The organism is Bacillus sp. RSS_NA_20, from assembly GCF_020165915.1.
GTDB lineage: Bacteria > Bacillota > Bacilli > Bacillales > Bacillaceae > Bacillus > Bacillus altitudinis.
This window is the reverse complement of sequence record NZ_JAIUKW010000005.1, coordinates 553,305-573,146: the sequence shown is the minus strand read 5'-3', so window position 1 is coordinate 573,146 and position 19,842 is coordinate 553,305. Positions and strand designations below refer to the sequence as shown.

Below are 19,842 nucleotides of genomic sequence, written 5' to 3'. Positions count from 1 at the left end.
GTTTAAACCTCCTCAGCTAGCGACAAGTTTTCATTTTCAAGAATGTTGCTTTCCTCATCAAGTCCAAAGGCGACATTCTTTTCAATCCATTTACGGCGTGGTTCTACTTTGTCACCCATCAGTGTCGTGACGCGGCGCTCCACCCGTGCAGCATCATCGATCTTCACCCTGACAAGCGTTCTCGACTCTGGATTCATTGTCGTTTCCCATAGCTGGTCGGCATTCATTTCACCTAAACCTTTATAGCGCTGAATCGTATATCCTTTTCCAACTTTCTTTAGTACGTCATCCATTTCTTCATCAGACCAAGCATATTCAATGACTTCTTTCTTCCCTGAGCCTTTGCTGACTTTATATAAAGGCGGAAGGGCAATGAATACTTTGCCATGCTCAATCAGCGGCTTCATATAGCGGTAGAAGAATGTAAGCAATAGAACCTGAATATGCGCGCCATCTGTATCAGCATCTGTCATGATGACAATTTTGTCATAATTGATGTCTTCTACATTAAAATCGACACCAACCCCGCCGCCAATAGCATGGATAATGGTGTTGATTTCTTCGTTTTTGAAAATATCCGCAAGCTTTGCTTTCTCTGTATTAATGACCTTCCCTCGAAGCGGCAGCACCGCTTGGAATTTACGATCACGTCCTTGCTTGGCTGATCCACCCGCTGAGTCGCCCTCTACAAGATACAGTTCGTTTCTTGCCGGGTTTCTAGATTGAGCAGGTGTTAATTTTCCGCTGAGTGTTGCTTCAGATTTTTTCCGTTTCTTGCCGCTCCTTGCTTCTTCTCTTGCTTTTCTAGCCGCTTCTCTTGCCTGCTGCGCTTTAATCGCTTTTTTCACAAGCAGAGTCGCCGTTTCGCGGTTTTCTTCAAGGAAATAAGCCAATTTTTCAGAAATCACGGCATCAACAGCTGACCTTGCTTCACTCGTTCCAAGCTTTCCTTTTGTTTGCCCTTCAAATTGAAGAAGTTCTTCAGGAATTCTGACAGAAATAACAGCTGACAGGCCTTCACGAATATCTGTACCTTCTAAATTTTTGTCTTTTTCTTTTAAAAGGGTCACTTTGCGTGCATATTCATTAAAGGCTCTCGTCATGGCCGTTTTTGCACCAGACTCATGCGTACCGCCATCTTTGGTTCTTACGTTATTGACGAACGACAAAATATTTTCTGAATATCCGTCGTTAAATTGAAAGGCAAAATCGACTTCAATGGACTGATGTTCCCCTTCAAACGAAACGACTTCACTAAGTACATCCTTTTCCTCGTTTAAATAAGCAACGAACGCTTCAATACCTGTCTCATAATAAAAGGTTTCCTGCACATCATGGCGCTCATCAATCAGCTCTATTTTTAGCCCTTTTAATAAAAAGGCTGATTCTCTTAAACGCTCTGATAATGTATCAAAATTATAGGTGGTGACACTGAACATCGTTGGATCTGGCTTAAAATGAATCAGTGTACCGGTCTTTTTCGTTTTCCCGATTTTTTCAAGTGATGTGACTGGCTTGCCGCCATGTTCAAAGCGCTGGTGATAAATAAATCCATCGCGTTCTATCGTCACGGTGAGCCACTCTGAAAGTGCGTTCACAACGGACGCCCCAACCCCGTGAAGTCCACCACTTGTTTTATAACCGCCCTGACCAAATTTTCCGCCTGCGTGCAGGACCGTTAAAATGATTTCTGGTGTCGGTTTTCCAAGCTTATGCATACCAGTAGGCATTCCGCGTCCTTTATCTTGGACGGAAATGCTGTTATCTTTATGTATTTTGACAATGATATGATCTCCATGGCCAGCGAGCACTTCATCGACAGAGTTGTCTACAATCTCATAGACAAGGTGATGAAGACCTCGTGAATCCGTCGATCCAATATACATCCCTGGGCGTTTACGGACGGCTTCAAGCCCCTCTAGCACCTGAATAGAATCATCGTTATAATCTACTTGCTGCTTTTTAACCAAATGCTTAATCCCCTTTCACTAACAAACATAACCGGCTAATCATCAATGATCTCTCTAGATTTTAATGATGATCATGCTGCTCATTACTGTCCACTTTAATAAGCTGCATCATCACCATGCATGTGTGATTCAGCGATACATGCTCTTTTGCACGGTTATGAGAATGTTCTACATTCTGCAATCAGAACTAGAAGTCCATTATAAACAAGACTGTTTCATAAGCCAAATGCAATCATATGATGGTTTTAGCAAAACAGAACAAATGTTCTAAATTTATCTTATCGCTCTTTTTCTCGATATGCAAGGTCACCGATAGGTCCCTGTCGCCTTATTTTATCGCTTTCTTCTAGAATCGCAAATATATTTCTGCAACAAAAAAGCAAAAATCCTTGAAAAACCAAGGATTTTTGACGATTTAATGAGTTTTTGTCATCGCATGAGCCACTTTGATACATAAGTCCATGATGGCGACCTTGCCATTTTCCTCAATCAGCCTTTTTGCCTCTTCATGATATACGCCTTGCTGCGCCCAAAAAACAGGTGCGTCTATTTCAAGAAATTCTTTCGCCACTTCAGGCAAAAACTCAGAACGTCTAAAGACATTGACGATATCAACAGGCCCTTCTATGTCTTTTAAAGAGGCGACCGCTTTTACCCCAAGTGCTTCATCAATCGTTGGATTGACAGGAATGATGTCATAACCGGCATCCTGCATGGCTTTTGAAACCATATAGGACGTTCGGTGCGGCTGATCTGACAAACCTACAACTGCAATTCGCTTACTGCTTTTTAATATACGCCCAATTTCTTGTTTTGAAGGATGATTCATCCAGACACTCCTTTTCTTCTATTTTAGCGAATTTCTTGTTAAAAACAAAGCTGAATTCATCGGCCATCGTTTTTTTCAAAAAAAGATCGCCATGTTTTTCATAAGATCATGTTAAAATGTAAGACAAGAGGGAGAATATAAAGGAGTTATGCAGATGTTAATTGCTTTGATGTTTATTTTGGCTTATCTTCTCGGCAGTATTCCATCAGGTCTCATTGTCGGGAAAGCTGCAAAGGGAATCGATATCCGTGAACATGGCAGCGGGAACCTAGGTGCGACGAATGCATTCCGTACGCTAGGTGTGAAAGCAGGATCGATCGTTATCACAGCTGATATTTTAAAGGGGACTCTTGCTTCGGCTTTACCGTTTTTCATGCAACTGGACATTCATCCCTTATTAGCAGGAGTTGCTGCTGTTATCGGTCACAGCTTTCCTGTCTTTGCAAAATTTAAAGGGGGAAAAGCGGTCGCTACATCAGGCGGCGTGCTGTTATTTTATGCCCCGTTCTTATTTATCACTATGATCGCTGCTTTTTTCTTATTTTTATACATTAGTAAATATGTTTCATTATCATCTATGCTGACTGGGATCTACACATTCATTTACAGCATATTCACCCAAGATCTATTTTTAATTATTGTTGTTGCTGTTCTTGCTGGCTTTGTGATCTTCAGACACATCGCCAACCTCAAACGAATTCTCAACAAAACTGAACCGAAAATCAAATGGCTTTAGCCGTTTCATCAATTTAAATATGTGGTAAAAGTAAAGAAAAGCTGTTTTTGCATCCTGCATTTAAAAACAGCATGACTTCAAAAAGGGGCGATCACATTGAAATTAACGATAAAAGATGATGCACTCAATTGGTACAAGAATGAACTGGATTTAGAAAAAGGTGATCATGTTCGCTTTTTTGTCAGATATGGCGGGTGCAGTAATGTACAAAAAGGCTTTTCTCTCGGCGTCGCAAAAGATGAACCTCAAAATGCCGGCGCAACCGCTGAAGTAGAAGGCATTACTTTCTTCGTGGAAGAAAGTGATATTTGGTATTTTGACAACCATGATCTGCATATTGATTATAACGAGTCCGTGAAAGAACCAGAATTTCATTATGAATAAACAAAAAAGATACCTCATCCCTCGGGTATCTTTTTTGTTTATCACTCAATATAAAGTCCATACTCCTGAATGTTTCCTAACGACCGCTCTTTTTGTAAAATTCGTTTTTGCGAATCACCGATGAGATCAAAATGAGGAAAACCTTCGCGAACATGGATCCATTCTTTCTTTAATCCATGCTTTTGTCCCCAAGCGATTAATTGCTCCATATCCTGACAGGCTGCCTTTGTGACAGTATTCGCATGCGGAAAACGGTCATCAAGCCAATAGTGTGTCAAAAAGGCCACATTCCCTTGCCGAACAGCTGATTTCCAAGCATTCAAATCTCTTCTTTTAATTCCAAATGCCATGGATCAAACCTGCTTCTTGGACTGTTCGTAAACGCTGTGCCATGCAGGGAAAGCTTTTCTAAATTGAATCGGTCTAAAGGTTTCTTTGTCCACACAAATATGTGAGGTGGTCCCTGTAATAGCCGTTTGTCCATCAGGTTTTTGTATTTCATAGCCATACACTGTTTTCACGCCGTTATATTCTTCTATCCATGTGTGAACTGTAGCCGTTTCACCGTACAGTAGTGGTTTCTTATATTGAACCTGAAGATCGACAACAGGTGCAAGGACACCGTCTGCCTCTAACTGGGCATAGGAAAAGCCTAATTCTTTAATTAACGCTGTTCTGCCGACTTCCATCCAAATTAAATAGTTGGCATGATACACAATGCCCATTTGATCTGTTTCTGCATAACGGACTTCTATTTCTTTTTTAGATACATACACGTTTTCATCGCTCTCCTATCAAAACCTAACGTCTCTGACATTTTACCACATTCCAATTGGTTCTTCTAAAAAGAGGCAATAAAATAAACCAGGAATCCCTGGTTTATTCAGTGTAACCGCTCTTTCTTGCTGCTTCCTCGTCCTTTATTTCAGAACGCATTGCGTCAATACTTGTTCTACGGTTTTCATTTTTTTGCTTGATCATCTGCTTTTCTTCCTCTGTTGAAAGACCCATTGCTGCTTCAGATTCATCAATATTTTCAAGTGTGTTTTCGATCATATCCTGCAGCTTCTCAACATTATCAGAACGATCATCTGGATTGGATTGATATGACTTGTCATTCATCATGCTTCCCTCCTATTATTCGCCCTTCGTCTGTATCACATCAGGCTGTTCATTCGATTTATTATGCATCTTTTTGCCTTTATTTCGTTTGTATGCTACAGGTTTTGTCCCTAAATGGTCTGGTGTAAACTGCGCTTGTTTATCATGCTCTCTACCCATCATTCATCCCTCCCTCTTCTTTAGGATGAACGAAAAAGGTCAAATCATAACTTATTTCTGTCTAAATCGCTCTTCCAACTTTTCTTCAAGCTGGTTTAAAAATTCCTCATTGCTTAATAATTCTTTTTTATTTTCAAGCACAAGTTCTTCAAAAGTACGGCGCTTTCTTCGTCTCATTTCTATCACCACCTCCACTCTGTTCATACCATTTTCGCCAAAACATTTAGAAAATAAGCAAAAAAGAGCTGAATCATTATAGATCCAGCTCTTTTTCAATTTCTTTTTTTGTGAGCATTTGATGCTTTACAGACAGGATACGCCCTTTTTCATCTAGTATGTATGTCGTCGGATATGAAAGTACCTGATATCTCGCTTGAATACCTTTTTGATCTAATAAAACAGGAAAACTGACCTTAAGTTCATCAATAAAAGATGCGACGTGATCCACACTCTTTTCAGTGTTCGTCAAATTCACCGCTAGTACCTCAACTTGGTCATTTTCACTTCTAATTGCATCTAGATCTGGCATTTCTGTTCGGCAAGGCTTACACCATGTCGCCCAAAAATTGAGAAGTACTTTTTTCCCTCGATAATCAGATAAAGATGCCGTTTTGCCATCAAGGGTTTTGAGCTCAAAATCAGGGGCTTTGTCCCCTGTTTCAAGACCGATGGCGGGTTCTTTTGGTCCGAATACATTCCATGCAAGTAAACCAATCAACACAAGTAAAACAGCGCTTGCCATTCCTTTTTTCCACATGATTGATCCTCCACTATGTTAAAAAAGAAGAGAAAGCTGTCTAATCGCCTTCTCTTCTTTGCTTTATTAGTTGCTTGCCAATTTCTCACGCAGTACCATTTGAAGGATACCACCATGACGGTAGTAGTCAATTTCGACTTCACTGTCAAAGCGAACAATTACTTCAAATGTTTTCTCGTTGCCATCTGTATCAATTGCTTTTACAGTGACAAGATCACGCGGACGAACTGTTTCATCAACATCTACTTCGAATGTTTCTGTTCCTGTTAGTCCATAAGTTTCTGCACTTTCACCGTCTTTAAACTGTAAAGGAAGTACGCCCATGAAGACAAGGTTACTTCTGTGGATACGCTCAAAGCTTTCCGCAAGAACGAATTTAATTCCAAGAAGATTTGTTCCTTTTGCAGCCCAGTCACGTGAAGAACCCATTCCGTAGTCTTTGCCTGCTAAGATCGCAAGACCAGTTCCATCTTCTTTATAACGCATGCATGCATCATAAATGGATGTCACTTCACCAGTTGGCCAGTACGTTGTATACCCGCCTTCTGTTCCTGGTGCGATTTGGTTCTTAATGCGGATGTTTGCAAAAGTACCTCTCATCATTACATGGTGGTTACCACGACGTGATCCATATGAGTTAAAGTCTCTTGGCGAAACGCCTCTTTCTTGCAAGTATTTACCTGCAGGCGTGTCTTTACCAATTGCTCCAGCAGGAGAAATATGGTCTGTTGTGACAGAGTCACCGAACTTCGCCACTACGCGCAATCCTTTAAGTGGTTCAACTTTACCAGGTTCAACTGATAAGTTTTCAAAAAATGGCGGGTTATCAATGTATGTGGAATTTTCATCCCATTTATACAATGCATCATCCGTTGTTTTAATTTCATTCCAGCGGTCATTGTTGTCAAAAACAGTTTCATACTCTGAACGGAATAGCTCAGGTGTGACAGTGCTTTTCACGACGCTGTTGATTTCATCCATTGATGGCCAAATGTCATTGAAATAAACGTTCTCTCCATTTTTATCGACACCGATCGGATCTTTTGTTAAATCAATATTCACCGTACCAGCAAGTGCATAGGCCACAACTAATGGTGGAGATGCAAGGTAGTTTCCTTTTACAAGCGGGTGGATACGACCTTCGAAGTTACGGTTACCTGATAAAACAGAAGTGATCAGCAGATCATTTTCAGAGACAGCATCTTCAATTTCTTTTTCCAGCGGTCCTGAGTTTCCGATACATGTTGTACAGCCATACCCAACGATGTTAAATCCGAGGTCTCTTAAATATGGAAGAAGTCCCGAATTCACGAGGTACCCTGTTACAACTTTAGAACCCGGTGCTAGTGACGTTTTCACGTAATTTGGCACCTTCATACCGAGCTCACTGGCTTTTTTCGCAACAAGACCTGCTCCGATTAAGACGTATGGGTTCGATGTATTCGTACAGCTCGTAATCGCTGCAATCGCAATCGCACCTGTCTTCATCACAGCCTTTTCACCATTTGCTAGATCAAATTCGATTTGTTTATCTAGCTCTGATTTTTCTAAGCCAAAACCTTGGTTACCAGCTGGGCTTTCGATGTGTTTATGGAACGTCTCTTTCATTTGAGAAAGTGGAATCAAATCTTGTGGACGTTTCGGACCAGATAAGTTTGACTCAATTTGAGAAAGATCAATTTCCACAACATCAGTAAAAATTGGCTCTTCTGCATCTGGCTTATAGAATAAGCCATTTGCGCGAGAATATTCTTCAACGATATTAATTTGCTCTTCATCACGTCCAGTAAGGCGAAGGTAAGCTAGCGCTTCTTCATCTACTGGGAAGAATCCGCAAGTTGCACCGTATTCTGGCGCCATGTTCGCAATTGTTGCACGATCAGCTAACGGCAATTGTGCAACACCAGGTCCGAAGAACTCGACGAACTTGTTCACTACGCCTTTTTCACGAAGAACTTGTGTCACTTTTAATGCAAGGTCAGTTGCAGTTGTTCCGTTTGGAAGCTCTCCAACTAATTTAGCCCCAATGACTTCTGGCACTGGGAAGTAAGAAGGCTGACCAAGCATACCAGCTTCTGCTTCGATACCGCCAACGCCCCATCCAAGTACACCGATACCGTTAATCATTGTTGTATGTGAGTCAGTACCAACTAATGTATCTGGATATGTGATGATCTCGCCATCTTCTTCGATTGCATGAACAACACTTGCAAGATACTCTAAGTTCACTTGGTGAACGATCCCTGTTGCAGGCGGAACAGCTTGATAATTGTTAAACGCTTTCTTTGCCCAGCTAAGGAAGTTATAACGCTCTGCGTTACGTTCGAATTCTAAATCCATGTTAATGTTTAATGCATCTTCAGTTCCAGCTTTATCGACTTGTACAGAGTGGTCAATGACCAGGTCAACTGGAATTTCAGGGTTGATTTTATCTGGGTCTCCGCCCACATCTGCCATTGCTTTTCTTAAAGAAGCAAGGTCAACGACAGCTGGCACACCCGTGAAGTCTTGTAAAATAACACGAGAAGGTTTAAATGGAACATCAATTTCTTTTACCTCGGCAGTTCCCCATTTTGCCAAGTTTTCAACGTGTTCCTTTTTGATCACTCTACCGTCTACTTGGCGAAGCACTGATTCTAACAGTACCTTAATGGAATAAGGCAGCTTAGAAACATTTCCGATTCCTTGTTTCTCGAGTGCTTCTAACGAATAATAGTGATACGTTTTCCCATTTGTCGAAAACGTTTTTCTAGATTGAAAAGCGTCTTGTTTAGCGACTTGCTGCTGTTTCGACATGTCCAAAATCCCCCTTTTGATGATCAAGATCAATTTCAATTCTCAGAAAAATCGTCGTATTTCACCACAATTTTCTCACAATTTCATCTTAAAACAAATTCATACATAAGTAAATAACAATGCTTTTATTAAATTCAATAAGTTTAGCTTATCACAAGGAAATGATTACTCTTCATAAACTGAGCAGCACGGGTTCATACTAATGCTGAGGTGATAGAACATGACAAAAAGAAAAGCAAATCATGTCATTGACGGCATGAACGCAGCCAAAAGCCAAGGAAATGGTGCAGGTTATATAGAAAATGATCAGCTCGTTTTAACAGAAGAACAAAAGCAAAACAATAAAAAGCGTAAAAAAAACCAATAAGAAAGGAGTGAGAAATGATGACGAACAAAAACACAGGGAAAGACATACGTCAAAACTCTCCTAAAGAGCATCAAGGCGGGCAGCCTGAGCCACTATCAGGCAGTAAAAAAGTGAAAAACCGCAACCATACAAGACAAAAGCACAATTCACATCATGATATGTAAACATTTTCTCTAAAGCCCGTGACCAAACGGGATGTTTTAGGTCTTTCACACATTTCAGCTTTTATCATATGATTTATTATGAGATGTGATGGAGGAGTGTTTATGGAGAATGAAAAGCAAGTGAATTCCTCTGATTTTCTTGAAATAGATGATTGGCTGAATGTATTAATGGACGATCCTTTTGCATGGTATGACGAGCAGCTCCCAATCGATCTTTATGAAACGAGCCGTGATTATATTATTGAGATCGACCTCTCCACCCTATCGATCACTGATTTAAAACTGACCTTTTCCGGATGTGAGCTCATCCTCGCTTATTTGATTGATGAAAGAGAACAGCCGATTGAAAAAAGTGTCATACTGCCTTTTTATTTGAATGACAAAGACATTGATACAGATTACGAAAACAGAATCATATCAATCAAAATCAAAAAGGATGCCCATCGTCAAGACGGAGCATTTTCCTTTCAAATGCCGCACTTCAAACATTAAGAGCCCGCCTGTATACAGGCGGGCTCTCTTCCGTTCGTTTCAAGTCAATACCTTGTGCGAACCACCATGGCCAAATAGTAGAGTCGCTATACAATAATGTATTCCTTTTCTACTAAATGGTTTGGGTCATTCTAGTAAATGGGCGTCTCTTGATCAAAAAAGGCGTTTATAGAGAAAAAACACATACATTTTTGTTATTTTCTTCTACCTTCTCTTCATGTAAAATAGAATAGAGAGAAGGGATATAGGGAGTGAGAACATGTTAAGCGGCTGGTTTTTGTGGTTCATTTTATTTTGGGGTACAGTGATGATTGGATTACTAGCGATCGGTGGCTTTTTTATGTTTCGCAAGTTTTTAAAACGATTGCCGAAAGAAGACGGGAAATCAGAGCTTGATTGGCAGGATGAATATATTCAAAAGAGCCTGCACCTATGGCGTGATGAAGACAAACAGCTATTAAATGAGCTAGTTTTACCGGTTCCAGAGCTGTTTAGAGATGTCGCCAAAGAAAAAATCGCCGGTAAAATTGGCGAGCTGGCACTTAAAGAACAAGCGGCCAGCATTAATTTAGACTTAATCATTCGTGGCTATATTATCGCTACACCGAAGCGGGATCATAAATTTCTACTAAAGCGCCTTCAAGAAAAAAAGATCGACCATTCACCATATGAATCTTTATTAAAATAACCTCCTTTTAAAAAGGAGGTTTAATTTATTTGGGCCTGCTGCAGATCTAATTGTTTAGACAGCTTTCTAAACGACAAATACATCGCAACCCGCCAAGGGACAATCATGCCAAAGGCTAGAATCCAAAACATCCCGCTAAGCGCACCATAATCAATGGAAGAGCTTAAAATCGTCTTCATTCCGATACGAAGAACAAGAAGCCCAATGAGAATAAACACAAATGCTTTTGAACGCTTCAAATAGATTTCATTGCCTCTAATTTCAAATTTCGATGTTTTAATTAAAAAGATAGAGAAAAACATCCCTACAGTAATCGCCTCTAAAAATTCAGCTCCAGTTACTTGAAACATTGGCACAAAAAACATCAGTGCACCAGTGCTCATAAAGATAGGAGGTAAAATAATTTTTTTCGCGGTTGCAGGTTTTGCAGATGATTTAATGCGAATAAACATGACGGCTACCGCCATACATACCGCCACTATAGAAGAAATTATGATCATCATATCAAATCATTCCTTTATTCTTTAAGGTCAGCCTATGTATAATATACTCCAATTGACGAAAAAAAACCATTCGCCGCGACTGTAGAAAACGATTTCAAAAACCAGTAAATCCTCCAAATAATGATGAGAACATAATAATGATCCACGTCAGAAGATCAAAGAACAGCAAGATTCCTACCACGATCATAATAATCCCGCCAGTTTTCATAATGAGCTGCTGGCGCTTTCTGATCCAAGCCATTTTTGTGATGAAAAAGGAAAGAACAAAAAATGGGATAGCAAAACCTAATACATACGCAATCATGTAGGTCACAGCGGACTCTGGCTTGTTGCTGGCAAGTGTGATGACGGCTGATAAAATCGGGCCGGTACATGGTGTCCAACCAGCAGCAAAACCCATTCCGATGAGAATCGATCCAAAAAAACCGGCTGGACGATTCTTAAACTGCAACCTCTTTTCTCCCATTAAAAAAGAAGGCTGAAATACACCAAGAATCATAAAGCCAAAGAAAATAATGAGAATGGCACCAATTTGACGAATCGCATCTTGATATTCAATGAAAAACTTCCCAACAAACGATGTCCCAAATCCAATGGCAATAAAAATGAGAGAGAATCCAATTAAAAAGAATAATGTATGAAGAAGACTTCTCCTTCTCAGCATCACCTTCTCAGATTTCACTTCATCTATACTAACGCCCGTAATATAGGATAAAAAGGCTGGATAAAGTGGCAGACAGCACGGTGAGATAAAAGAAAGAAACCCTGCTCCAAACGCTAAAAAGTAATTCAAATCTGACAAAAGAACACCCCCTTCTTACAATATACAATAAGAGATGACAAATTCATTTCATTTTTTTTACATCATCTCAATAAAGATGGTCTAATCTCTTAAAACCTTATATAATTTAATTTGACATCAAGATACCAAACCCTTTAAATTTGAAAATAAACCTTAAAATGGATATAATAGAACCGATTCTTTTTATCAAGATTTGCATGAAAGGAACATGACTTTGGTAAAAACATCATTATTAACTCAAATTGAAGAAAAAAGAGAAGAGTTGATGAAAGTTGTCTTGCATAATGGGATGACATCAACAGTGACCATCGAACATAGCCAGCAGCTAGATCATCTCCTCTTACAATATCAACGACACTTACACTCAAACTCAGCCAACTAATGATATCTCAAGATAGAAACAAATGCCGCACGATTTTAGAAAAGTTGATATGTGTGACAATAAAAGAAACGAAAACCTCTGCTCACAGGGGTTTTTTGTTTTGTCTTTAACGGACGGTTCACGGCAAAATAAAAACCACTTTCCCTGCTTTATTCATGCAAGTACAGTGGTTTTATGCGTCTGATGAAGGTGACTTCAATAAAGAAAGGACATCGCTTGTCCAATCTTTAGGGACCATGTTCCATCTATGATCATAATAACGTACGTATTATTTCGCTTGGTTGTTCATGGCTTTCATCATTTGATTGATTTTCTTTTGGGACGGTTTCATGCCCATTTGCATCATCATCATTCGAAGCATTTGTTCATTAATTGGTGGATTCTTTTTCAAGTAGCTCATCATATACTTACGAGCAATAAAGAATCCGAGTGCAACTCCTGCAAGCAGTGCAACAACGCCTACAAGGATGACAACCCATAAATCCATAATTCTTCCTCCTTCATGTTGTCTCGTATAAAGTGTACTAAACAAAAGGCTATTATACAACATTTCACGTTCAATTTTATTTTTTTAAACAAAATTCCTCACTTTTACCGGATTGAGCCAACCATGCTTCTTTGATCCAAAGTCCATAGCTAGGAAACAAGGACTAATTTTTCTGAGTACTTCAAAAAACACCGCTTCTGCCTCATAACTGCCTGTGGCAGACATTTGAATGTAACGGTCTTTTATAATGAATGCGGCTGTGCCTTTTCCATCTGGCAGCGATGCACTGTATATTGAGCCTATTTGTGTATAGTGAATGTTGGTTAAATTGTTCATTAAACGCTGGTGCATATGAAAAGCAGGGATACGTTTCGTTACATAATCCACTTGCTTAACAAGCATGACTAATTCGTCATCACTGCGGTTCGTCCAGTGTAACGATTCAAACAAATGAAACAAAATAGATTCTCTACCAAAATAATGATGAGCAAACTCATCCTCAATCCAATAAATATAATAATGGCGTTCCATGTCTATCCCTTCCTTTCACATTTCGTCAATCTCGCTTATTGCTTGTATTATACAAAAATGTGAAAGAAAGAATTGTCTATATATGAAGCAAGAAGAAACTAGTTTTGTCAAAAAAACAAGAAAAAAGAAAAAAGTTTGCAGAGCATAGTGAAAAGCTCTGCAAACCGACTGCAAAAAAGCATGATGCTTGGAGACTGATTATTTATTTAGCTTTGCCTTTACGCGGCTCACCACGTTGCTGACAGTGAAACCGTATTTTTCAATAATGGTTTCGCCTGGTGCAGAAGCGCCAAATTTATCAATCGCAATCACATCGCCATCAAGGCCAGTGTAACGTTCCCAGCCAAGTGAAGCACCCATTTCGATTGCAACACGTGCTCTCACTGCTTTAGGAAGAACGGACTCTTTGTATTCGTCTGACTGCTCATCAAAGCGATCCCATGCAGGTAAGCTCACGACAGAAACGCGAATGCCTTCTTTTTCAAGTGCTTTTTGCGCTTCAATGGCTAAACCTACTTCAGATCCTGAAGCAAGTAGAAGAGCTTCTGGCTGTGCATCAGCTGCTTCAACGACGACATATCCACCTTTTTCTACGCCTTCATACGCCTTCTCTGGTGCTTGATCAATCGTTGGAAGGTTTTGACGAGTAAGAACAAGCGCTGTCGGTTTATTCGTTGAAGATACAGCAATTTTCCATGCTGCAGCTGTTTCGTTTCCATCAGCTGGACGAATCACAGAAAGGTTAGGCATCGCACGTAATGAAGCGAGCTGTTCAACTGGCTCATGCGTTGGTCCATCTTCCCCAACCGCAATGCTGTCATGCGTAAATACATAAGTGACAGGAAGTCCCATCAATGCAGCAAGACGAATGGCAGGTCTTAAGTAGTCAGAGAAAACAAAGAATGTTCCGCCGAATACACGAAGTCCGCCGTGAAGTGCCATACCGTTTAATGCTGCACCCATTGCGAATTCTCTCACACCAAACCAAATGTTTCTGCCAGCGTAATTCTCTCTGCCAAAGTCAGTTGTATCTTTGATTGTTGTTTTATTTGATCCAGCAAGGTCAGCAGACCCGCCAATAAAGAATGGTACTTGTTTTGCAATGCCATTTAATACTTCTCCAGAAGAAGCACGAGAGGCAAGGCTTGAACCTGCTTCATAAACAGGAACCTCTTGATCCCAATTCTCAGGAAGTTTTCCTTCAATCGCAAGCTTCAGCTGAGCTGCTAGTTCTGGATATTCTTTTTCATATTGCTCAAACAGTTCATTCCACGCTGCTTCTTTTTTCTGTCCAGCGTCTTTAACAGCTGTTTTGAAATGATCGTACACTTCAGAAGGTACATGGAAATCTTCTTCAAACGTCCAAGAATAAGCTTCCTTCGTTAGCTTCGCTTCCTCACTGCCAAGCGGTGCACCGTGCACCCCAGACGTTCCCGCACGGTTTGGAGATCCGAAACCGATTGTCGTCTTCACTTCAATAAGTGTAGGTTTGTCTGTACTTTGTTTGGCTTTTTCAATGGCAGCCGTCACTTCGTCAATGTTATTGCCGTCTTTTACATAAAGAACTTCCCAATTCATCGCTTCAAAACGATTCTTCACATTTTCAGAGAAAGAACGATCGAGGTCGCCATCTAAAGAAATGTCATTTGAATCATAAAGAACAATTAAACGGCCTAAGCCTAAATGACCAGCAAGTGAAGCAGCTTCAGAGGAAATGCCCTCCATTAAGTCTCCATCTCCGCAAATGCTGTATGTATAGTGATCCACAACATTAAAGTTATCTTTGTTATACGTTTCTGCAAGATGTCTTTCTGCAAGTGCCATTCCTACAGCCATCGCAATCCCTTGTCCTAAAGGACCTGTTGTCGCATCTACGCCCTCTGTATGTCCAAACTCAGGATGTCCAGGTGTTTTGCTTCCCCATTGGCGGAATTGTTTTAAATCTTCGATGCTCAGATTGTATCCGCTTAAATGAAGCATGCTATATAAAAGCATAGAGCCATGTCCCGCAGATAACACAAAACGGTCTCTGTTAAACCAATTTGGATTTTGCGGACTTACGTTTAAGTGATTCGTCCATAAAGCGTACGCCATTGGAGCAGCGCCCATCGGCATTCCAGGGTGACCGGAATTCGCTTTTTCAATTGCGTCTATGGAGAGAGTACGTATTGTTGCAATAGATTTCAATTCAATCGTTTCCATATAAATCCCCTTCCGTATCTTGTGTACACCATTATCATAAATCTACTGTCCTTTTTTCACAACTATTTCACGCCGAAAAAGAAGGATTTTGTCACATTTAGTTTATCGATCACCTAAAAACTTATACAAATATGAAAAAAGATGAGAATATTCCTCCCATCTTTTCAAAAATCAAGAAATGATGACCTTTAGTGAAGATTCTGGTCTCTTTCTCTTTTTAATTTTTCTGGTGTGACATCGTTTCCTTCTGGATCGACGATTTTCACGGTTTTGAGTGTATTTTTCATAGAAGAACGAAAAGCCTTTAAATATTCCTCTCTTAATTGCTTTTGTTCTGTTTTCTCAGCGTCCGACAAACCGGCCTCTTTCGACTTTTTTGAAAGCTCATTGATTCTTGCAAGCTGTTCTTTAGAAATCATGACAAACTCCTTTAAAACATTTTCTCTACATACTACTAAATATCAGTCATTTTTACAACAAATCACGCTTTAAGTCGCAAGCCCTTTTTCATATTCTTGGTACCTTCTATGGACGGTTGCTTTTGAAATGTCAAAACCAAGTGCCTGCAATGTCACTGCAATTTCAGCGAATGTCATGTTGTTTTTTCTTAATCGAACAATTTCAGAAATCGGTACTTCAATACGTTCGCGGCCAGGCGCCTGTTCTTGGTGTTTTAAATTCAGTTCGGGTTGATACCCTCGCTCAACAGCTTTTTTCATCCCGCGCTTAATTTTTAAATTATGAATTTTCCGCTGATACTCTTCTACAACGCCTACAATTTCAATGACCATTTCGTCTGCTTCTGAAAGCTCAAGCTCTCCTCTATGAAATACGCTGTACACCTTGACTTTCTCTTTAAACAGACAATGAAGAAGAGCGATTTTCGCCTGCCCTCTTCCAAGGCGTGTCTCATCTTGAATGAGAACAGCATCGATTTCTTCCTCTTTCAGCGTAGCCAGCATGTCAAAAACACCGTCACGATCAAGATCGTATCCACTCGCTTTTTCTTTAATCACTTTGACTACATTCATCTTGTGCGCTGCAGCTAAAGCAAGCAGTTCTTCTTCTTGTCTTTTAAGCGAGGTTTCTTGCTCTTCTTTGGCAGTACTTACTCTCGCATAAATGATTGCATTCATGTCTTCAATCGACCTTTCTACTGTACTGTTGCAAGTTGATATACGACTGGATGCTCTTTTTTAACTGGAATCACAAGAATATCTCCCGGCTGGATGTCAGTTGAAGCGAGATCATTGTGTTCAGTTACCCAGTCAATAAAAGCATTTTTATCGATTGATTTACTGTCGTTTACTTGATCAGCTAATCCCCAAAGAGTATCACCTGATTGAACCTCTATTTTAACATATTGATTTGGATCATTATGGCTAGTGACTGCAATAAGTGAGAGAAATATGCCTACGATGAATGAGAATAGCCCAATAAAAATAATAGATTCCTTTAACCTCATAATGTCATCTCTCCTAATAGAATGTGTGTTCGTTGTTTCTGACACTCATTATAAATACGAACAAACGTTTCTGTCAAACGTTTTTTTCGAACCTATGTTTGTACTGTTAGGAAAAACATGCTATAATTTCTTTAAAATTGACGTTTTGAGGTGCAAAAGATGACGAAGCTATCAAAAAGACAACTCGATATCCTGAAATTCATAAAAGAAGAAGTAAAAAGCAAGGGTTATCCCCCATCCGTTCGTGAAATTGGCGAAGCTGTCGGTCTAGCATCAAGTTCAACTGTCCATGGACATTTAGCTAGACTAGAAACGAAAGGTTTAATTAGAAGAGACCCAACAAAACCTAGAGCGATCGAAGTACTAGATGAAGAGGAAATGAATATTCCAAAGAGCGCTGTAATGAATGTTCCAGTCATCGGAAAAGTCACAGCAGGCTTGCCTATCACGGCTGTTGAGAATGTAGAAGAATATTTCCCACTTCCAGAAACTTTTGCAGCGCCAGATGAACAAGTATTTATGCTTGAAATTATGGGAGAAAGTATGATCGATGCAGGTATTTTGGACAAAGACTACGTCATTGTGCGTCAGCAAAGCACTGCCAACAATGGAGATATTGTGGTGGCTATGACAGAAGAAGATGAAGCAACAGTGAAACGTTTTTATAAGGAAGATACACACTTTAGATTACAGCCCGAGAATCCATCAATGGAACCGATTATTTTACAGAATGTGAGTATACTAGGTAAAGTGATTGGCGTATTTAGAAATATTCATTAAAAAAAGCCGGTATTTCATCAACTGCTGATGAGAGCCGGCTTTTTCTTTTATGAACAAGAATATGCAAGAATACTAGAGCTTGGGAACGAGCCAAATGTAAAGTTCGGCCATATGAAACCCGTTGTACGGCCAAAAGGCTGCGAGGAAAGAACATACATGAGAAATACTTGACCGTTTCTAAGGAACACAATGGTCCACCTTCTATTACATCCAGCTGCAAATTGAACCGTTTGCTGGCTTCCGCCTACACTCTGCCCTGCAATGAGCGGCTGCATACTTTGAGGCTGAGAGACTGCTTGTTGATATTGCGAGATGATATGCTGCGGCGGGGCTGGCGGGACCGATTGTCCTCCTGCACCTTGCCCTTGCCCAGTCCCTCCGAATGGCAAGCCGGGAAATCCTCCAACTTGAGAAATAGGAAACGCCGGCATGCTTTGGACCTGCCGATCGTACAAGTACCCATTCCACGTACCTTCATATGGATTATACATACTAAACACCACTTTCTTAGACATTCATCACGACAGTATATGTCATACATAAAAAAAGAGTGTTGAGGAGACAAATAGAAATCTTTCCAAAAGACGTTTTATTCTTCTTTAGAACGGTTAAATACTAATGAGGAAGAAAAAAATAAAAAAATGAAAACTTTTTGTCTCCCTCAAACGTTATATAGATAGAAAGAAAAGAAATAAAAAACATTTAGATTTAATACTTGTAATATCTCTGTAACTATTGTAACATTTGTAACATAAGAAGTTTTCATTGAGAAAAGGAGGCAATCGCCTTGAAAAAATTATTTGTTTTATTAACCGCTATTATGCTTATGATCTCATTACAAACAACAACACTGGCCGCTTCCAAAAAATCAGCCGCTTTGACAAATAAAGAAGCGTTACATATTGCCCTTGATGCAAGAGAACACTTTTGGAGTGCGATGTCAGGCTACAACATTAAAGAGCATTCAGATTACAAATTAAAATCATTTACTTATAAAGATATGACTTACAACTACCTGTCTAAAACATTTGATACAAAGAAAAAACTAAACAGCTATCTATCTCAAGTGTTCACAAAAGATGCCATTACTCAAGGTTTAAAAGACTATCAGTTCATCGTTCATAAAGGAAAAATGGCTGTGCCAGTTGGTGACGGAGACAATATGCTTAATTGGGATAAGGCAACACCTAAACTCGTCTCTAAGAAAAGTACAATCCGCACATACGAATTCTCAGTCCCAACACTTGATGGACGCAAAGTAAAACGTACTGTCACTTTCGAGAAAGTACAAAACGATTGGAAAGTAACAAAAATTGACGCTGTGATCTAAATAAAAAACCAGGCCGTTTACTAGGCCTGGTTTTTTATATTGGTGAAAATTCAGTCATACGATCTAAAGCGTGAGCAAGTGATGAAGCCGTTTGAAATTCATTAAAAGGCAGTCCAAGCTGTACAGCCGTTTGAGCAATTTCTGGTCTAATGCCTGAAATGGTCGTATCAACCCCAATTAACCGAAGTGACGTGACAAGATCAAAGATTTGATGTGCTACCATCGTATCAATAATGACGACACCTGATAAATCAATACATAAATGTTGAACACCTTTTTGCGAACACTGTTTTAATGTATTTTCTAAGATAATCTTTGCTCGCGCAGTGTCAATATCTCCAACTAAAGGCAATAAGGCAACATGACTTTTTAACACAATGACTGGGGAACTCAGCTCATAAATCATGTCTCTTTGTGCAACGAGTTTTTTGGTGGTATTTTTCACATATTGCTGAATAAAGACATGAATTGAAATGTTAAATGCCTCAGATATCAAATCATACCAATAAAATATTCGATCAATGTCAATATCACCTTGATGCTGTTTTATAAACTCTTTTAAGTAATGAAGAACCACTCTTTGATTGGACATATATTCTCTCACGACGTAATCTAATGGTGTGTTCAAGTGCTTCGGATCACTTGCTAAGTCTTCAGACCATTTTTTAAATTTCGTATGTAAATACGTCTTGTCTTCAATAAGTGCGCGTATAAAATGCTGATAATAATCTTGATTTTGCCGTTTAAGCTCTGCTATGATGCTGGAATCTGTTGAACGATAAATAGATTCTGGATCATCATCCTCAATTGATTCATACCATGTTTCAGTCAGTTTCTCTGCATGTTGCATGAAAAAATCGTATAATGCACGGTTCTTTTCCATAAGCATATGTCCC

Annotated in this window: 28 protein-coding genes; 9 read left to right on the top strand and 19 right to left on the bottom strand. The window is 39.6% G+C overall.

Annotated features, from left to right (window positions below; translation table 11 throughout):
• Positions 1–2: 2 nt before the first annotated feature.
• Positions 3–1,970: a DNA topoisomerase IV subunit B gene (parE, locus tag LCD32_RS08465; RefSeq protein ID WP_007499323.1), complete on the bottom strand. Its 1,968-nt coding sequence runs from the start codon at positions 1,968–1,970 to the stop codon at positions 3–5.
• A gap of 415 nt (positions 1,971–2,385) precedes the next feature.
• The gene (locus tag LCD32_RS08460; protein WP_017367328.1) at positions 2,386–2,799 is read right to left on the bottom strand and encodes a CoA-binding protein; all 414 of its coding nucleotides are present in this window, start codon (positions 2,797–2,799) and stop codon (positions 2,386–2,388) included.
• 154 nt (positions 2,800–2,953) lie between these two features.
• On the opposite strand from LCD32_RS08460, the gene plsY reads away from it, so the two are divergent.
• Both plsY and LCD32_RS08450 read left to right on the top strand, forming a co-directional pair.
• Positions 2,954–3,535 carry a glycerol-3-phosphate 1-O-acyltransferase PlsY gene (plsY, locus tag LCD32_RS08455; protein WP_008343794.1) on the top strand — a complete coding sequence of 194 codons (582 nt, stop codon included), beginning with the start codon at positions 2,954–2,956 and terminating at the stop codon, positions 3,533–3,535.
• Between the two features lie 96 nt (positions 3,536–3,631).
• The gene (locus tag LCD32_RS08450; protein WP_008343795.1) at positions 3,632–3,919 is read left to right on the top strand and encodes a HesB/YadR/YfhF family protein; all 288 of its coding nucleotides are present in this window, start codon (positions 3,632–3,634) and stop codon (positions 3,917–3,919) included.
• 41 nt (positions 3,920–3,960) lie between these two features.
• On the opposite strand, the gene LCD32_RS08445 is transcribed toward LCD32_RS08450, so the two are convergent.
• The 7 genes from LCD32_RS08445 to acnA form a co-directional block, all read right to left on the bottom strand.
• A complete protein-coding gene (locus LCD32_RS08445; protein WP_019744130.1) occupies positions 3,961–4,269 on the bottom strand; it encodes a hypothetical protein in 309 nt (102 codons plus the stop codon).
• Between the two features lie 3 nt (positions 4,270–4,272).
• The gene (locus LCD32_RS08440) at positions 4,273–4,695 is read right to left on the bottom strand and encodes an acyl-CoA thioesterase (RefSeq protein ID WP_008343800.1); all 423 of its coding nucleotides are present in this window, start codon (positions 4,693–4,695) and stop codon (positions 4,273–4,275) included.
• Between the two features lie 103 nt (positions 4,696–4,798).
• The gene (tlp, locus tag LCD32_RS08435) at positions 4,799–5,041 is read right to left on the bottom strand and encodes a small acid-soluble spore protein Tlp (RefSeq protein ID WP_017359579.1); all 243 of its coding nucleotides are present in this window, start codon (positions 5,039–5,041) and stop codon (positions 4,799–4,801) included.
• A gap of 15 nt (positions 5,042–5,056) precedes the next feature.
• Positions 5,057–5,200, bottom strand: a complete 144-nt coding sequence (locus tag LCD32_RS08430) for an acid-soluble spore protein N (protein ID WP_008357830.1) — start codon at positions 5,198–5,200, stop codon at positions 5,057–5,059.
• 51 nt (positions 5,201–5,251) lie between these two features.
• Complete coding sequence (locus tag LCD32_RS08425; RefSeq protein WP_003211002.1) at positions 5,252–5,377, bottom strand: FbpB family small basic protein; 126 nt, start codon at positions 5,375–5,377, stop codon at positions 5,252–5,254.
• Positions 5,378–5,453: 76 nt separating this feature from the next.
• Complete coding sequence (locus tag LCD32_RS08420; protein ID WP_008343807.1) at positions 5,454–5,957, bottom strand: TlpA family protein disulfide reductase; 504 nt, start codon at positions 5,955–5,957, stop codon at positions 5,454–5,456.
• Between the two features lie 66 nt (positions 5,958–6,023).
• Positions 6,024–8,753 (bottom strand): aconitate hydratase AcnA, encoded by a 2,730-nt coding sequence (gene acnA, locus LCD32_RS08415; RefSeq protein ID WP_224563500.1) that lies wholly within the window; start codon positions 8,751–8,753, stop codon positions 6,024–6,026.
• 220 nt (positions 8,754–8,973) lie between these two features.
• On the opposite strand from acnA, the gene sspO reads away from it, so the two are divergent.
• The 4 genes from sspO to LCD32_RS08395 all read left to right on the top strand — a co-directional run bounded on the left by sspO (position 8,974) and on the right by LCD32_RS08395 (position 10,464).
• Positions 8,974–9,120 (top strand): small acid-soluble spore protein O, encoded by a 147-nt coding sequence (gene sspO, locus LCD32_RS08410; RefSeq protein ID WP_017359581.1) that lies wholly within the window; start codon positions 8,974–8,976, stop codon positions 9,118–9,120.
• A gap of 17 nt (positions 9,121–9,137) precedes the next feature.
• Positions 9,138–9,284: a small acid-soluble spore protein P gene (locus tag LCD32_RS08405; protein ID WP_003211331.1), complete on the top strand. Its 147-nt coding sequence runs from the start codon at positions 9,138–9,140 to the stop codon at positions 9,282–9,284.
• A 102-nt stretch (positions 9,285–9,386) separates the two neighbouring features.
• Positions 9,387–9,776 carry an Hsp20/alpha crystallin family protein gene (locus tag LCD32_RS08400; RefSeq protein WP_035391929.1) on the top strand — a complete coding sequence of 130 codons (390 nt, stop codon included), beginning with the start codon at positions 9,387–9,389 and terminating at the stop codon, positions 9,774–9,776.
• 259 nt (positions 9,777–10,035) lie between these two features.
• Positions 10,036–10,464, top strand: coding sequence for a DUF2621 domain-containing protein (locus tag LCD32_RS08395; protein ID WP_007499335.1), 429 nt, complete (start codon positions 10,036–10,038; stop codon positions 10,462–10,464).
• A gap of 20 nt (positions 10,465–10,484) precedes the next feature.
• Here LCD32_RS08395 and LCD32_RS08390 read toward each other — a convergent pair whose 3' ends face one another.
• Positions 10,485–10,967 (bottom strand): CcdC family protein, encoded by a 483-nt coding sequence (locus tag LCD32_RS08390; protein ID WP_224563497.1) that lies wholly within the window; start codon positions 10,965–10,967, stop codon positions 10,485–10,487.
• A 94-nt stretch (positions 10,968–11,061) separates the two neighbouring features.
• Entirely contained in the window at positions 11,062–11,769 is a 708-nt protein-coding gene (locus tag LCD32_RS08385) for a cytochrome c biogenesis CcdA family protein (protein WP_008343813.1), read from the bottom strand.
• A 208-nt stretch (positions 11,770–11,977) separates the two neighbouring features.
• Here LCD32_RS08385 and LCD32_RS08380 point away from each other — a divergent pair, with 208 nt between their 5' ends.
• Positions 11,978–12,151 carry an aspartyl-phosphate phosphatase Spo0E family protein gene (locus LCD32_RS08380; RefSeq protein ID WP_369810454.1) on the top strand — a complete coding sequence of 58 codons (174 nt, stop codon included), beginning with the start codon at positions 11,978–11,980 and terminating at the stop codon, positions 12,149–12,151.
• A 268-nt stretch (positions 12,152–12,419) separates the two neighbouring features.
• Here LCD32_RS08380 and LCD32_RS08375 read toward each other — a convergent pair whose 3' ends face one another.
• The 6 genes from LCD32_RS08375 to yneA all read right to left on the bottom strand — a co-directional run bounded on the left by LCD32_RS08375 (position 12,420) and on the right by yneA (position 16,836).
• On the bottom strand, positions 12,420–12,638 hold the full coding sequence (locus tag LCD32_RS08375) for a YneF family protein (protein ID WP_003212379.1): 219 nt from the start codon (positions 12,636–12,638) through the stop codon (positions 12,420–12,422).
• 84 nt (positions 12,639–12,722) lie between these two features.
• Positions 12,723–13,169, bottom strand: a complete 447-nt coding sequence (sirA, locus tag LCD32_RS08370) for a sporulation inhibitor of replication protein SirA (RefSeq protein WP_007499339.1) — start codon at positions 13,167–13,169, stop codon at positions 12,723–12,725.
• 198 nt (positions 13,170–13,367) lie between these two features.
• Entirely contained in the window at positions 13,368–15,371 is a 2,004-nt protein-coding gene (gene tkt, locus LCD32_RS08365; protein ID WP_041092713.1) for a transketolase, read from the bottom strand.
• Positions 15,372–15,559: 188 nt separating this feature from the next.
• Positions 15,560–15,790 carry a DUF896 domain-containing protein gene (locus tag LCD32_RS08360; protein ID WP_008343816.1) on the bottom strand — a complete coding sequence of 77 codons (231 nt, stop codon included), beginning with the start codon at positions 15,788–15,790 and terminating at the stop codon, positions 15,560–15,562.
• A 69-nt stretch (positions 15,791–15,859) separates the two neighbouring features.
• A complete protein-coding gene (locus LCD32_RS08355) occupies positions 15,860–16,507 on the bottom strand; it encodes a recombinase family protein (RefSeq protein WP_025207396.1) in 648 nt (215 codons plus the stop codon).
• A 17-nt stretch (positions 16,508–16,524) separates the two neighbouring features.
• Positions 16,525–16,836, bottom strand: coding sequence for a cell division suppressor protein YneA (gene yneA / locus LCD32_RS08350; RefSeq protein ID WP_007499348.1), 312 nt, complete (start codon positions 16,834–16,836; stop codon positions 16,525–16,527).
• A 159-nt stretch (positions 16,837–16,995) separates the two neighbouring features.
• On the opposite strand from yneA, the gene lexA reads away from it, so the two are divergent.
• Positions 16,996–17,616: a transcriptional repressor LexA gene (gene lexA, locus LCD32_RS08345; RefSeq protein WP_007499350.1), complete on the top strand. Its 621-nt coding sequence runs from the start codon at positions 16,996–16,998 to the stop codon at positions 17,614–17,616.
• A 47-nt stretch (positions 17,617–17,663) separates the two neighbouring features.
• On the opposite strand, the gene LCD32_RS08340 is transcribed toward lexA, so the two are convergent.
• On the bottom strand, positions 17,664–18,107 hold the full coding sequence (locus LCD32_RS08340; protein ID WP_008343821.1) for a hypothetical protein: 444 nt from the start codon (positions 18,105–18,107) through the stop codon (positions 17,664–17,666).
• 296 nt (positions 18,108–18,403) lie between these two features.
• On the opposite strand from LCD32_RS08340, the gene LCD32_RS08335 reads away from it, so the two are divergent.
• On the top strand, positions 18,404–18,946 hold the full coding sequence (locus LCD32_RS08335) for an IseA DL-endopeptidase inhibitor family protein (protein WP_046343622.1): 543 nt from the start codon (positions 18,404–18,406) through the stop codon (positions 18,944–18,946).
• A 34-nt stretch (positions 18,947–18,980) separates the two neighbouring features.
• Here LCD32_RS08335 and LCD32_RS08330 read toward each other — a convergent pair whose 3' ends face one another.
• Entirely contained in the window at positions 18,981–19,829 is an 849-nt protein-coding gene (locus LCD32_RS08330; RefSeq protein ID WP_008343823.1) for an STAS domain-containing protein, read from the bottom strand.
• Positions 19,830–19,842: the final 13 nt, after the last annotated feature.